Raw genomic sequence first — 13,624 nt, 5'->3', positions numbered from 1 at the left:
TTCTTTTATTTTTATTTAATCTTTTCACGGTAGACTATTTCCTATTTTGCCAAAATAAAAAGACCAGGCTTTTTACACCGGTCTTCGCGAATTTCTTTTAATTACATCATTGGATCCCAAACTGGTAACGGATCTGGTTTCGAATCAGCGATCTTTAACTGATCAGCCGTTAAATATTTGCGATGGACCACAACTTGATAGACATAGTTCTCAAACCAGTCATCGGTCATGGCAAAGTATCCCTTATCGCCGTTCTTTTCGCCCCAACTATTTTCGACTTTCCACTTTGTGACGTCATCATCGACCACATCGACACCAGTAATCGTCATGGCATGTGAAACAGCTGCTTGTCCGTACTGCAAACGTTCTGCCTTACTCATGCTCAAATCAACGTCGAACAGCGCGTCGGTTTGATAAAGTTTACTATCTAATAAACCGTCTTTGCGATCCATCTGTTCCAAAACATCATTGCCAAACCAGACGGTCTCGCCATCCTTAAGTTGAGCAACGGCCGCTTTTCGTATGACATCCATTTCGACATTTAAAAGCGTAATGGGTTTTCCACCCACGATATTATCTTCAGCTGGTAAACTATATAACTTATTAAATGGTTTATCAGGTGAGTTGCTAACAACCACATAATCGTCCAAATCAACGTCAACGTATTTATCAAAGAATTCTTTTGGTGCGACGTTGGCTTCTCGGTGATAATTCTTTTTGTCATCACGATATTCAAAATCAAACTTTACAGGTGGTTCGCCAACTGCGATGGCTGTCATGCGATAAACTTCACCCAACAATTGATCTCGTTTGGCGTTCAATTGACCTTCAGAAGCACCACTATTTGTTAATTCCCGTAATTCAATAGCATCTTTACGTAACTTGTTATTTAAAGCACCCCCGAAACCGGTCGTATCATTTGTATTAAAAGTTTCAGGCATCACAGATGAAGGAACAACCCCGTACTTTTGAACTAATCCGGCCGCCATTGCCCACTGACCGCCGTCACCACCAGGTCCTTCTAAGTAAAATTCAACTTCACGATCATTCGCTGGTTTGTCAGCAGTGCGAATAATATTTTCGTAAAAAATGTTGGCTCGTTCAATCTTATCCCAGAAATAAGAATAAGCTTGAGATAATTCAAAATCTTTGACGTTATATTTATCAGCAACTTGATGCCGAAGGGTATTCAATAACGCAAATAACCAACAACGACCACTATGTAGCTGGTTGGAAACTTTACCAGTATCAATTTCAACGGAGAAAGTGTGATCTAAGCGTACTTTAGCGGCAATATCTTCACTGGCATTTAAAACACCGTTTTTTGTAGCTGCCCGTTGGACAACAGCATTGCGGTTATCCTCATTAAAAACTTTTCGAAACTTAGCAACGTTTTCTTGTGAAACTTCTTTTCCCATGTGGCACCTCCAAAATTAAACATAAAATTAAGAATAAACTAATCATATTTTAATACTTTTACCATAAATAGCAAATTTTTCCTAAAAAAAGTGTTGAATCGGAATTTATCCCTTTTCAACACTAATTTGTTAATTAACTAATAATCACTCGTTCGATCATTGACATTCTTTTTAGCAGCGGTGCTACCCCAGAATGGAACCTTAACAACTCCCACAACCTCGCTTTTCTTCACAAACCCCCAATAACGACTATCGTAAGAAACGGTTCGGTGATCACCTAACACAAAGTACTCGCCAGCTAGCACTTTCTCAGGCTTATTTCCCCAGCCACGGGCTTTCGCCACAGAAGCCAAGTTCCAATCTTTCGCTTCTGCTCCAATTTCTGTTCCTGTCGTTCGCTCGTTTGCACTGATGAATTTCTGGGGCACTAACTTGTTGTTTACGTACAAATTGCCATTTTTATATGAAATCTTATCGCCTGGCATCCCAATAACTCGCTTTACATAATCCGTCCCTGGAGTGGCCTGGGGATCCGCACCATAGGCATCAAAAACAATGACACTCAGATGTTTAATCTTTTCTTGTTTTAAAGCAAAAGCGCGTTCATTATTAACCAGATTGGGTTCCATCGATGAGCCATCAACCCGCACGATTTCAAACAGATAGCTACGAACTAATAAAGCAATTGCTAAACCAATTAGAATCGGCACTATCCAACTTAAAATACTTTTTATAATTTTCATGGAAACTCCTCAATTAACTTATTATTTTCTATTTTAGTGCAGACTCCGCAAATAGCAAATTTCTCCAGAAAAAAAGTGTTAAATCGGAATTTATCCGTTTTCAACACTAATTTGTTTAGTTGATTAATAATCACTCGTTCGGTCATTGACGTTCTTTTTAGCAGCGGTACTACCCCAGAATGGGACCTTAACGACTCCCATAACCTCACTCTTCTTCACAAAACCCCAATAACGACTATCGTTAGACACAGTTCGGTGATCACCTAACACAAAGTACTCACCAGCTGGCACCTTTTCGGGCTTATTCCCCCAGCCACGGGCTTTCGCCACAGAAGCTAAGTTCCAATCTGTCGCTTCTGCTCCAATTTCTGTTCCTGTCGTTCGTTCGTGCGCACTGATGAATTTCTGAGGTACTAACTTGTTATTTACGTACAAATTGCCATTTTTATATGAAATCTTATCACCTGGCATCCCAATAACTCGCTTCACATACTCCGTCCCTGGAGTGGCTTGGGGATCAGCACCATAGGCATCAAAAACAATGACACTCAGATGTTTAATCTTTTCTTGTTTTAAAACAAAAACGCGTTCATTATTAACCAGATTGGGTTCCATTGACGTGCCATCAACCCGTACGATTTCAAACAGATAGCTACGAACTAATAAAGCAATTGCTAACCCAATTAGAATCGGTACTACCCAACTTAGAATACTTTTTATAGTTTTCATGGAAACTCCTCAATTAACTTATTTATTTTCTATTTTAGTGCAAACTCTGCCAAAAATCTCGTTCAAAGTTTAAACTGATATAAATTCTTCATAATTTGATAGTCAAAATCCAAATTGACAACTTTACAAGGGTTCATTTTCATCCCTTATTTCCTCATAAAACTCATCTCAGCTTTTTATTCCGTGCTACAATAATTCTGAGGTGATTCACATGAAAAAATTCCTATTAAATACTGGTATATTGGCAGCGACTGCCGTTGGGATTCACAAAATTCCCCGTCCGTTAAAAGCAATCATGTTGGGCAATTTGCCTGCTTATCTTCCTTCAACAGAAGTTTTGAACCCCAGTTCCAAATTATATGGTAAACGTATTGCCTTTTTAGGTTCGTCAATTACCTATGGCGCAGCTGCAAAAGGCAAGTCTTTTGTAGAGTACTTGCAAACAAAAGACGGTATTATTCCTACTAAATCAGCCATCAGTGGCACCACTTTAGCAGGACTCGAACCAAAGACGTATTCAAGTCGCCTTCGAACCGATTTTGATGATCAAGCTAATTATGATCTCTTTGTTTGTCAGCTCTCTACAAATGATAGCCGGGCTAATAAAGACCTAGGCCAAATTACTCCAGATGTGCAAACTGACGGTTTTGATCGTGAGACAACCCTTGGCGCCATGGAAGATATTTTAGCTTACGTTCAAGCCCATTTTCGCTGTCCTGTTGTTTTCTACACTTGCATGCGTAAGCCAGATCAAGATTATGCAAGTTTGATCAGTCAGTTATACCAACTACAGAAAAAGTGGCATTTCGCCATCATCGATCTCTGGGCAGATCCTGTCCTCCATAATTTGATTAAAACTAGTCCCTATTTTATGGCTGACGATGCCCACCCTACCCAAATGGGTTACAAGCAAGTTTGGACACCAATTTTTGAAGTTCAATTAACTAAATTTTTAACTAATAACTAGGTAATTAAACATAAAAAAGGGGAAAAGCAGTTAGATTCTGAGCAGAACTTGCTTCTTTTCACTTTTTAGAAATAATATCCGGAAAATATAACGAGATTAAGCAGAAAAATCCTTTTGCTTAATCTCGCTTTTTTAGACTGCCTTCTTCTGATGCTTAACTAAAGTAATCAATAAAACCAGTGCAATTCCGATCAGAGCAAACGCAAACCAATAACTAAAATGCATACCATAAACAAACCAGTTTGGATTATGTTCTGGGTACGTGGTAATATGCCGACCCGCTTTTTGACTAATACCAAAATATAACAGAGATGTCGACAACGACAGACCAATTGACATCCCTAAGTTGCGTGCCAACGCCGCAATCGATCCCGCAATTCCTTGAAACTGTTTGCCAGCATTTCCCATTATCATTGGACTATTTTGGAACGCCCCATTCGCCAAACCAAACAACATTAGCCCAATAACCAGCCAAACAATCCCCCAATTAGGCGTAATGAACATAAAAATCAGTTCAGGAATTAAAAAGATCACAAGTGCGATTAAGGAAACCTCGTCCGCACCAATTCGATCACCAATCATGCCACCAACTGGTGCTGAAAAAATATTCAAAAGTGGGACGGCCATCAAGATTAGCCCAGCGACTGCAGACGAATATTTCAGAGTTTCCTGCAAATAGTAAGGCATGATCATATTATTAAAATAACCAACCGCAAATACTAGCATTGTTGAAATAACACCGATTGAAAATCCCACATTTTTGAAAATTTGTAAATTTAAAAGTGGGTTGCCGACTCGGTTTTCGTGAAAAATAAAGATGGCAATAAAAATGGCACTTGAGCAGAATAATCCCAGGATTTTCAGTTTGGCAAACCCAACTTCTTGACCCCAATAAATGGCCACGAAAAAACTAACTATTGCGAGCACATAGGCCAAATAGCCGGGAAAATCAATTTGTACTTTCTCATGGATTGCAGGCTCTTTAGGAAAAATTTTGTATCCAAACACAAAAGCAATCAAACCAATTGGCACGTTAATGAAAAAGATAAAATGCCAGGAAAGAACAGAAAGAATTAGTCCGCCTAGTCCCGGACCCATAATATTTCCCACCTGAACAAATGAACTATTAACACCTAATGCCACCCCATGACGATTGCGTGGAAAAATTTGCGTAATAATTCCGAAGTTTGTCGCCATAGTCATAGAAGCTCCAATTGCCTGAACTACCCGAGCTCCCAGCATAAGCGGCAAATTCATACTTAAGCCACAGCCTAGTGAGCCAATGACAAAAATTAAAGTGCCAATCTGAAAAAGTTTAATACGGCCAATTTGATCCGACAATTTTCCAAAAAATATTAGTAACATACAGATTAACACTAAGTAAACGGACACTACCCATTCAGCTTCATTCATAGGAACATGAAGGTCGTGGGAAAGTTGTGGCACCGCAATATTAACAATACTGGCATCAATTGTTGACATAAATGACACCATTGAAGTTGCCAGTAGTAATATCCATTGTGATTTTTGCTTCATAATTTTTCATCCTCAATACTCTAATAAACTAGCAATAGTTTACCACTAATATGGTATGTTCTTTGATACCTATTTCAACTTTTTAACTAGATTCTCAGCTGTTCACCATTTAACCGGTTACGCGTAATTTTGTGCCACTTAAACAAAAAGTATTCCATTCCTCATTTAAAAGTAGTCTAATAATATCAAAGCAACAGGAAGGGGGCAATGCGAATGAAAGTGCGACTAGAAATTGATAGCTCGTTACAAGAGCCAGAAGTTGTTATTAAAACACCTAAAGATGATGCGACCGTTCAACATCTCAAAAACTTGTTGGAAAAATCAACCACTGCGGACACCATCAAGTGCTATCAAGATAAAACCGAATATTTTCTGAAGTTGGATAGTATCCTTTTTATTGAAACTGCAGACCGGCGATTACAAATACATACAGCAGACAATATTTACACGAGTACAAAGCATCTCTACAAATTAGCTGATACACTTCCTGGTTATTTTCTCCAAGTTTCGAAATCAGCTTTAATTAATCTGTACCAAGTTAATGCATTGTCGAAATCCATTTCAAATTGTCTGATTTCATTTCGCAATTCGCATAAACAAATTTACGCATCGCGCCGTTACTACAAACAACTACAAGAACGATTAAATGAAATGAGGTAATAATTATGAATACAAAAATAAAATGGGGTCATTGGTTCTGGGGAGTATTTTTCTTAGCTTGTGCTTTTGTCTTAATCGCTAGTAAAGCAGGTTGGCTTACTTATCATATCGGGATGTGGACACTTTTTCTAACTTTAATTTTGGTGGCTGCTACTATCAAGAGCATGGCTTACTTTAGCGTAAGCGGCACTGTCTTCAGCCTGGCTTTTATCAGTATTCTTTATGCGAAACCCCTTGGCATCACCAATTTAGTTCCCTGGACAATTCTGGGTGCTGCTTTACTCCTAAGTATTGGATTATCACTCGTGTTACAGCCTTTAAAACGAAAAGTTCATCCCCATCAACACATTATTGTCAATAAAACGATCGATAGCAATGGTCAGCGTTATTCAGAAAGTACAACAACGGACTATGAATCCTACGTCGATGTCAATGTACGCATGGGGAGTGCTATTCGTTACGTCCAATCTGCTAATTTTCAGCAGGCAACAATTAATGTGACGATGGGGGACGCTAAAATTTATTTTGATCAAGCAAGTATCGTTGCTGATCAAGCCAATATCAGCCTCAACGGAAGCATGGGTGAGATTTACCTGTATGTGCCCAAAGAATGGCACACACAAATTAAATTAAGTTCATTTATCACTGAAGTTGCTGAAACAGGAGAAAAGCCCACAAAAACTGGACCTTTAGTCACGATTACCGGGAACTTTAATATCGGCGACATTACAGTTCATTATGTTTAGCGTTAGAAACTATTAATCAATAATTGAAGGACAATTTTACTTCAAAATTGGGGATGCTATTATGAATAAAATTAAATTATCTGCACAAACCATTAGGTTATTGATAATTAAGTTCACTGGTGGGTTTGGCAGTGGCATGCTGTCTTTTGCCACCGGTTTATATATTCTTCATCGAACCGGTTCTGCGTTAGGTATGGGTGTGTCATTAATTACGGGACCAATTATTTCTCTACTTTTGACTCCTTTCGTTGGCTTTGTGGTGGATACTTTCAACCATCGTAAAGTTATGATTGCCGCTCAAATCACAACTAGTCTTGGATTACTTTTATTTGGTTTTACTTTTCAGCTATGGCCAGCCCAATATTTTGCGGAACTTATCGGCCTAATTGTTATCCTTCAAATTACCGATAATTCTCTCAGTACAACGCTCACTGCAAGCCTTGTTCAATTATTTGACTCGGATGAACTACAGAAAGTAAATTCGTTAAACCAATCTGTTTCGTCGTTAGCTTCTTTCTTGGCACCAATTATTGGTGCTCTCGTCTATACATTGATTTCTATAGACAATTTTGCATTTATTGAAATTGGATTTGAACTAATTGCTTTATTCACAATCATGTTTCTTCGTTTTAAGAATGCAATTCAAGAGCAAAAACCTCAATCAACAGATGCAAGCTCTACAAAAACAGTCTGGCAGAATTTTCGCGCTGGTTTTCAATATTTACGTAACCAACGTTTAATGCGTATTTTAATCATTTCTTCGGCAGCCATTAATTTTTTCTTCTCTGCTGTCAACGTTGGCGAACCCTATTTCCTGGTTAAAACGTTGAAATTGTCCAGCACCCAGTATGGGATCACAGATTCATCCCTGGCCGTTGGGATGTTTCTTGGAGGAATTTTATTGAGCCTAATGAAATTAAAACACCATCCAGTTCTAATTTCATATTTAAACATCGGCTTTTTATCACTCGTCTTCATTGCTGTAGGAATTCCAGAAATTCTAAACTTATCTGCCGATATAAATACCATTTACTTTATTGCCTTAAATACTTTAAACGGTATAATATTGGTCTTCATTAACACGCCTTTGGGCATGTATATGCAACAATTAATCCCGCAGCACATGCAAGGACGGATTTTCTCACTAACTAGCACGATCAGTATGTTATTAATGCCACTTGGGACAATTGTATTTGGTTTCTTATTTGATCATCTGTCAGCTTTGCCAATCTTTGCCATTACTGGTATTTTATTAATCATCTTCACCACTTCAGTAGTCTTAACCTTGAGCAGACAAAAATTACTGAATCAGCCTAAAAACTCTTCTCAACCGCAGCTACCGCAAGGAATCAGTGATTGATACAATCGTTAAAAGTTTGTTATTAAAAAAGATGATCTTTTTCAGACCATCTTTTTGTGTGTTGTTCCACGTGAAACATAACAACTGCGTTGAAACTCTTTAATATCAATGTTTTGAAGCGTTAGATATGCCAAGTGGCACCAAAATGGCACATTCTGGCGTTTTTAAGTTTTTTGTCACTGTGGCGCCTTAATTTGACCATTTAATCGGCTGGCAACTTCAAGATTACTTTTGGGGTACAGATGACCATAAATTCCGAGTGTCGTTTTTATGTCCGCGTGGCCTAAACGTTCCTTGATTGCTAATGAATTTTCTCCCATGTCAATTAACACTGATGCGTGCGAATGCCGTAGCGCATGAACGGTAATTCGATGGACACCCGCAATTTCGGCGTAAGCAGTAACAATCCGTGTATAGGTCATTGTTGGCGTTGGTACACCATCAAGCGAAAATACAAACTTAGAACTCGTCATTAATTTTTGGTCTTCGTACCATTCAAGTAAAAATTCCTTAGTTTGTGCATCTAAAACAATTACCCGTTTACCTGCTTGCGTTTTTGGCGTGGAGAAGTAGTAGTCATTGGCATTGTAAAAAATTAATGTTTTATTGATATCAACTGTCCCATGGACAAAGTCGATATCGTCCCATAACAAGGCCCGTGATTCACCGCTTCTTAAACCAGTCATAAATAAGAACCACAACACCATAAATTCAAAATGTTGGGTATAGGTACCGGCTTTATCGGTATGGTCAATCACTTTTTGAAACTCTTCCTTGGTCCAAAAATCAATTTCGGATTGTTGCTTTTTGATGTACCCAATTACTCGAGCCTGGTTAGTTTCCACAATTCCTAAGGTTTTCGCTCGTTCTAAAATATTTGCTAGCATTAGATTAATGGCCCGTGCAGACGATGGAGAATGGCCTTTCAACAGAATAATCTGCCACTTTTGAATATCTAACGGTTTGATTTGGTCAACTAGATAATTTGAGAAATAAGATAGTTGCTTGTTTATGATTCCTGAACGATGTTTATAAGTTTGTGGTCTAACTTGTGTTTTGTACCACGGCTTAAAAATATCATTTACAAAACGCTCAAAAGTCATTTGGGATAACTCTGCTGACTTATCGAGGCCATCGGCCATCATTTTACGATAGGCTTCTTTGGCTTCGATTTTAGTACGGTAGCCACTGCCACGTCGTTGAACACGTTTACCAGTTTTAGAATCAAATCCGATATTAGCTCTGAATGCATACGTTCCGTTTTTTTGTTTTTTAAAGATATCTTTAGTGGTCAAGATAGTTCCTCCTTAACCGTAGAGATACCGCTTGTGGGAACAATCAGCTCACTAATGGGAATGCCTAAAATTTCTTCAACTGCTGATGCCGGTACCCGGCCGAGCTTTCTAGCACGATAGTATTCAAACCCTTTGTTAACCATTACGGCCTTAGTCAGTCTGATGATATCAGTTGAACGTGACGGGCCATAACCTAACGCGACTAAATCGCTTTTCGTGACAGTAACTAGTAACGGCACAGCAAGACCTCCTTTCATAGTTGCATGAACTTGAAAGTGAGACTTTGCAAGTTCATTATATCAGAATCAGAAACAACAAACCGCTAAAGGCTCGTGACCAACAAGCACATAGGAATCGCACCTCTCCTCGTTACGTGGGAGCTTCGCAGAAGTATCATTATCCATCTTTAAGGTTAACGCAGTAGGTGGTAAATCTACCTTGATTAAGTTCAGTCATCGCTCACATTGCTGGTCATCGCGCTAAACTAATCGGGCTCGCTTAAAGATTTATGTCTTTAGCAGTTAGTATCAAGTTTTCAAAGAGCACACAGGATTAACTCCTGTTCACTTAATACAGGCACATAAAAAATCAAATTTGAAACCAAAAACAAAAAAAGATTGGCGATTTTGCCAATCTTTTTTATGTGCTAGCTAGTCATGAATTTTTGAACATTGAATTTATAGATAGTTTCTACAAGACATATCCGTAATTCTTGATAATAGTCATCACTCATTCTAACGCGACCATATCGTGCATATTTTACGCAGAGCGGGTTAAACCGCGTTAACAAGTCGGCCATGGCTAATTCATCGCCAGATTGAGCAGCTAAGATTAATGGGACTAAATTAATGGGTTCCATGTTGTCGAGTTCCTTTCGTACTAATCAAAGTAGTGTTCAACAATACAGTCAATTGCTTTACGCTTCTGTTTACTCACGGCTTGGCTACTAATTCCCAATAAGTCACCAATCCGAGCGTCAGAGGCTTCTTCAACAAACTTACAATACAGAATAAACTTTTGACGTGTGTTCAGAGTCCCAACTGCAATGGCTAGTTGATTGTTGTCAATGAAGTTCTCCATTTCCCAGATATTATTAAAGCTCATTTTTTCCAGCATGTGTGGTGATTCATAATGCAGTAGCTTCTCAATAACCAAATTTTCATAAGAGACAATTTCTACTTTATGATTTTCCTTTCTGTACAGCGTAAACGAGCGGTGCATAATGGCTTGTTGAACATAACGGACAAAAATTTTGGTCACTTCAATCTCGGATTTCAAATACATACCCCCAAATGTGTTGTTTCGAAATTACTAAAAATTCTTGCTCACTGTTACAGGAACAATTTGTGCCGTTTTTGAAACCAGTGCTTCCTTATTTTTTAAAGACTTGCAGTAAATTCAGGATAATATTCATGAGTTGCTGATTATTTTCTTTATATCCTTGTTGCGCCCAGGTGATGATAACGGCGATTAAGCCTCCGGTAATAAAACTAACTTGGAATTTAGCATTAATAGTTTTGATAAAAATATCTTGTTGCAATAGTTGTTTTACAATCGTAGACAAATGTTCAGATAAAGTTTCCTCCATTCTATTTTTGATTAGCAAGTCAATTAAAAATTTGTGCAATTGTAAATAACTAACAAAATAGCTGTAACCATTGATATGTGGACTTTTACCAGCCCTACGTAAGCGCCGCGTCATAACGTACAGTTGACTATCAAGGTATTTATCAAACATATCTTCTTTAGAATGGAAGTTAAAATAAAATGTTGAACGAGCAACACCAGCCGTTTTACAAATTTCCACAACACTAATGCTGGTCATCGGTTTACTGGCAAGCAACTTTACAAAAGCATGAAACAGTAAATTCCTAGCAATTTCATTGTTATTGTTAACGGGGAAATATGAAAATTGAGAATTCATTGGGCACCCCTCCTATTTATGACTAACCAATGTTACAAAAGCCTGTCGTGAGTGTTAAAAGAACTTACCACAGGCTTTCACTAATTATTAATCTTGGCAGGTTAACTTGCTTTTAATATAAAAAACAGGCTTTAAGTTCTCAGTAGAAGGAGAATTTAAAGCCTGTTTTTTAACACATATAAATTACCAATAACCGATATTCTCTCTATATGGTTATTTAAAATAATTAATTTCAAATACGATCCTATTTAAGCGGAAAACAGCTAATCAAATATTAATGTTTTTGTTCTCAAATATTAATAAAAGCGTCCGTTTCACCTTGCCAAAGATAAATAATGATGGTAAATTCGTAGTCAATTAGAAAATGATGATAAGGAAGGCGATTAAAATTAAAACAATCTCATAAAATGAAATTAAGCTAAAAATTAGCTCTATTTATTCTGACATTGGTGTTGTGATACAAAAGGATAATCAGAAAGTATTCATGGATTCTTTATCAATGGTAAATTTTTTAATTGAATTAGAAACTGCTTTTAACATAGTAATTGATACCAATAGTACTCAAAAACTTTTGGGTGCCACTCCTAAGATCACGGTAAACATTATTAAAAATTTGATTGAATTGAAAGGAGGTGAGACTTATGACAAATAAATTGATGGCTTTAAAAGAAATCCTTTCAAACTTAGTATTACGTCAAAAACAACAAGTAGCTGTAGCCGGTCCTGTTATTGAATCTTACAAAGATTCCAAGTAGGTCATAAGTTACATAAAGAAAAAAGATGAATTACAATGAAAAAGGAACTTAAGAAACCAGTTGAAACCGCTGATGAACTTGTAAAACTTTACAAGGAAACGGTTGGTTAATTATATTTATAGCAATACAACGCCTTCAAAATTTTATTGAAGGCGTTTGTTGTATTCAGAATGGCACTATCTGGAGGTGATGCATTTGAAAATTGTTGTTTTAGACGGGGGCTGCTATTCCTTCCAAAGTCAAAACGGAAATAAAATAGTTAGATATAATTCATCTAGTTACAATTCAAAAAATGAGACTTCTAGTATGAATCATGGCTCTGCGGTTACAAAAATAATTGATAATTATATACAAGAAAGTACTATCATTTCCGTACAAGTTTTTAATGATAACCATATGATTCGGGCGAGAGACTTAGCTTCTAGTATCAAAAAAAGCATAAATGAATTCCATCCGGATATTATTAATATAAGCATGGGTACTAGAAGTGATAGCGATGGTGAATTGCAGCAAGCTGTTAACTATGCTGTTAAGAAAAAAGTTGTTTTGGTATGTGCCGCTGACAATAGTGGAGCAATAAGCTATCCGGCTTTTTATAAAGACACCCTTTCTGTCCTTTGTGATTACAAAATAAAACAAATAAAGAATTTTAATGTTGTCTATTATGGAAAAAGAAAAGCTAAATGTTTTTGATTCACGTGAAACATTATATCAAAACAGTACTTAATTAATCAGGCATCAACATTCTACGCAAAATATACTCATTAACCACAAAAATATTTTAATTCAATTGAAAAGCTTTGATTGTTAAATTCACTTATCCTTAATAAAAATCTATTTATCCTTTGGCTCATCATCAGAATATAACGTCATATCAAGGTTAAAGGAAAATTGAGGATCTTCTGGATGTGGATCCTTAAAATCAGTGGTTAACTGATTTATTTTTTTTAATAGCTCTATCTGCCCTCGCTTAGAAAGCTCAAGAGTGGACACTGCCCACGAAAAATTCACTTCGTTTACCTTTCCACCAGCTTGGATAAAATCCATATTTTTTTCAAAGCTTGTTAGCATTCGCTTTTGATTAATCATAAAAAACTCTAAAAGATCATCCGTATGATTCAAAACATACTCATTACTTAAATCAATTTCATTTTCTTTAAGGCCTAGTTTCTTTTGTTGAGAACGTTTATACAATGATGCCGAACTGTACACTTTTTCAGTTAAATTCTTAATTTCGTTTTCAGCCACAACTTTTAAGAGCCCAAAATCTGTCATTTTTTGAATTGGATAGTATAGGTTAGATGGCTTTTCTTTTAAAATCTTAGCGAGTTGCTTAACAGTAATCCCCTTTTTGGGTCTAGCCGCCTCCAAAATTCGATTTACCTTTGGATCCGCAAGTAATTTTGCTAAATTATCAAGTTTATTAGAGCTCATTTAGGCAACTTCCTTTGAGTTAGTTTGAATAACTTTATTATACCCATTTAGCGTAAC

15 protein-coding genes are annotated in these 13,624 nt (G+C 37.0%); 5 read left to right on the top strand and 10 right to left on the bottom strand.

Annotated features, from left to right (window positions below; all coding sequences use genetic code 11):
- Positions 1-101 precede the first annotated feature (101 nt).
- The 3 genes from PPA04_RS02550 to lepB (PPA04_RS02540) all read right to left on the bottom strand — a co-directional run bounded on the left by PPA04_RS02550 (position 102) and on the right by lepB (PPA04_RS02540) (position 2,890).
- Complete coding sequence (locus PPA04_RS02550; RefSeq protein WP_057782934.1) at positions 102-1,418, bottom strand: C1 family peptidase; 1,317 nt, start codon at positions 1,416-1,418, stop codon at positions 102-104.
- 137 nt (positions 1,419-1,555) lie between these two features.
- Positions 1,556-2,161 (bottom strand): signal peptidase I, encoded by a 606-nt coding sequence (gene lepB / locus PPA04_RS02545; protein ID WP_186806939.1) that lies wholly within the window; start codon positions 2,159-2,161, stop codon positions 1,556-1,558.
- A 123-nt stretch (positions 2,162-2,284) separates the two neighbouring features.
- Positions 2,285-2,890: a signal peptidase I gene (lepB, locus tag PPA04_RS02540; protein ID WP_186806938.1), complete on the bottom strand. Its 606-nt coding sequence runs from the start codon at positions 2,888-2,890 to the stop codon at positions 2,285-2,287.
- A 211-nt stretch (positions 2,891-3,101) separates the two neighbouring features.
- On the opposite strand from lepB (PPA04_RS02540), the gene PPA04_RS02535 reads away from it, so the two are divergent.
- Positions 3,102-3,857: an SGNH/GDSL hydrolase family protein gene (locus PPA04_RS02535; RefSeq protein ID WP_057782932.1), complete on the top strand. Its 756-nt coding sequence runs from the start codon at positions 3,102-3,104 to the stop codon at positions 3,855-3,857.
- A 132-nt stretch (positions 3,858-3,989) separates the two neighbouring features.
- On the opposite strand, the gene PPA04_RS02530 is transcribed toward PPA04_RS02535, so the two are convergent.
- Positions 3,990-5,393, bottom strand: a complete 1,404-nt coding sequence (locus PPA04_RS02530) for an MFS transporter (RefSeq protein ID WP_057782930.1) — start codon at positions 5,391-5,393, stop codon at positions 3,990-3,992.
- A gap of 213 nt (positions 5,394-5,606) precedes the next feature.
- Here PPA04_RS02530 and PPA04_RS02525 point away from each other — a divergent pair, with 213 nt between their 5' ends.
- From PPA04_RS02525 to PPA04_RS02515, 3 genes are all read left to right on the top strand, one after another.
- Entirely contained in the window at positions 5,607-6,053 is a 447-nt protein-coding gene (locus tag PPA04_RS02525) for a LytTR family DNA-binding domain-containing protein (RefSeq protein ID WP_057782928.1), read from the top strand.
- A gap of 5 nt (positions 6,054-6,058) precedes the next feature.
- A complete protein-coding gene (locus tag PPA04_RS02520; RefSeq protein ID WP_057782926.1) occupies positions 6,059-6,799 on the top strand; it encodes a LiaF transmembrane domain-containing protein in 741 nt (246 codons plus the stop codon).
- Positions 6,800-6,860: 61 nt separating this feature from the next.
- Positions 6,861-8,159 carry an MFS transporter gene (locus PPA04_RS02515; RefSeq protein ID WP_057782924.1) on the top strand — a complete coding sequence of 433 codons (1,299 nt, stop codon included), beginning with the start codon at positions 6,861-6,863 and terminating at the stop codon, positions 8,157-8,159.
- 176 nt (positions 8,160-8,335) lie between these two features.
- Here PPA04_RS02515 and PPA04_RS02510 read toward each other — a convergent pair whose 3' ends face one another.
- The 5 genes from PPA04_RS02510 to PPA04_RS02490 form a co-directional block, all read right to left on the bottom strand.
- The gene (locus PPA04_RS02510; protein WP_057782922.1) at positions 8,336-9,454 is read right to left on the bottom strand and encodes a site-specific integrase; all 1,119 of its coding nucleotides are present in this window, start codon (positions 9,452-9,454) and stop codon (positions 8,336-8,338) included.
- Positions 9,451-9,711: a DUF3173 domain-containing protein gene (locus PPA04_RS02505; RefSeq protein WP_057782920.1), complete on the bottom strand. Its 261-nt coding sequence runs from the start codon at positions 9,709-9,711 to the stop codon at positions 9,451-9,453. The genes PPA04_RS02510 and PPA04_RS02505 overlap by 4 nt, the downstream gene beginning before the upstream one ends.
- Positions 9,712-10,100: 389 nt before the next feature.
- Positions 10,101-10,313 carry a helix-turn-helix domain-containing protein gene (locus tag PPA04_RS02500; RefSeq protein WP_057782918.1) on the bottom strand — a complete coding sequence of 71 codons (213 nt, stop codon included), beginning with the start codon at positions 10,311-10,313 and terminating at the stop codon, positions 10,101-10,103.
- Positions 10,314-10,333: 20 nt separating this feature from the next.
- On the bottom strand, positions 10,334-10,732 hold the full coding sequence (locus PPA04_RS02495; RefSeq protein WP_057782916.1) for a sigma factor-like helix-turn-helix DNA-binding protein: 399 nt from the start codon (positions 10,730-10,732) through the stop codon (positions 10,334-10,336).
- 94 nt (positions 10,733-10,826) lie between these two features.
- Complete coding sequence (locus tag PPA04_RS02490) at positions 10,827-11,378, bottom strand: TetR/AcrR family transcriptional regulator (protein WP_057782914.1); 552 nt, start codon at positions 11,376-11,378, stop codon at positions 10,827-10,829.
- A 950-nt stretch (positions 11,379-12,328) separates the two neighbouring features.
- Here PPA04_RS02490 and PPA04_RS02485 point away from each other — a divergent pair.
- Entirely contained in the window at positions 12,329-12,826 is a 498-nt protein-coding gene (locus PPA04_RS02485) for a S8/S53 family peptidase (RefSeq protein WP_057782912.1), read from the top strand.
- Positions 12,827-12,967: 141 nt separating this feature from the next.
- On the opposite strand, the gene PPA04_RS02480 is transcribed toward PPA04_RS02485, so the two are convergent.
- Positions 12,968-13,567: a winged helix-turn-helix domain-containing protein gene (locus PPA04_RS02480; RefSeq protein ID WP_057782910.1), complete on the bottom strand. Its 600-nt coding sequence runs from the start codon at positions 13,565-13,567 to the stop codon at positions 12,968-12,970.
- Positions 13,568-13,624 lie beyond the last annotated feature (57 nt).

Origin of the sequence: Pediococcus parvulus (genome assembly GCF_007990205.1) — a bacterium.
Classification (GTDB): Bacteria; Bacillota; Bacilli; order Lactobacillales; family Lactobacillaceae; genus Pediococcus; species Pediococcus parvulus.
The sequence above is the reverse complement of the archived record's forward strand: the minus strand, read 5'-3'. Positions and strand labels throughout refer to the sequence as shown.

Coding starts and splice junctions, on each gene's coding strand:
- PPA04_RS02530 (WP_057782930.1), bottom strand. CDS start 5,393: ATGAAGCAAAAATCACAATGGATATTACTACTGGCAACTTCAATGGTG.
- PPA04_RS02550 (WP_057782934.1), bottom strand. CDS start 1,418: ATGGGAAAAGAAGTTTCACAAGAAAACGTTGCTAAGTTTCGAAAAGTT.
- PPA04_RS02490 (WP_057782914.1), bottom strand. CDS start 11,378: ATGAATTCTCAATTTTCATATTTCCCCGTTAACAATAACAATGAAATT.
- PPA04_RS02480 (WP_057782910.1), bottom strand. CDS start 13,567: ATGAGCTCTAATAAACTTGATAATTTAGCAAAATTACTTGCGGATCCA.
- lepB (WP_186806939.1), bottom strand. CDS start 2,161: ATGAAAATTATAAAAAGTATTTTAAGTTGGATAGTGCCGATTCTAATT.
- PPA04_RS02535 (WP_057782932.1), top strand. CDS start 3,102: ATGAAAAAATTCCTATTAAATACTGGTATATTGGCAGCGACTGCCGTT.
- PPA04_RS02515 (WP_057782924.1), top strand. CDS start 6,861: ATGAATAAAATTAAATTATCTGCACAAACCATTAGGTTATTGATAATT.
- PPA04_RS02525 (WP_057782928.1), top strand. CDS start 5,607: ATGAAAGTGCGACTAGAAATTGATAGCTCGTTACAAGAGCCAGAAGTT.
- PPA04_RS02520 (WP_057782926.1), top strand. CDS start 6,059: ATGAATACAAAAATAAAATGGGGTCATTGGTTCTGGGGAGTATTTTTC.
- lepB (WP_186806938.1), bottom strand. CDS start 2,890: ATGAAAACTATAAAAAGTATTCTAAGTTGGGTAGTACCGATTCTAATT.
- PPA04_RS02505 (WP_057782920.1), bottom strand. CDS start 9,711: ATGAAAGGAGGTCTTGCTGTGCCGTTACTAGTTACTGTCACGAAAAGC.
- PPA04_RS02500 (WP_057782918.1), bottom strand. CDS start 10,313: ATGGAACCCATTAATTTAGTCCCATTAATCTTAGCTGCTCAATCTGGC.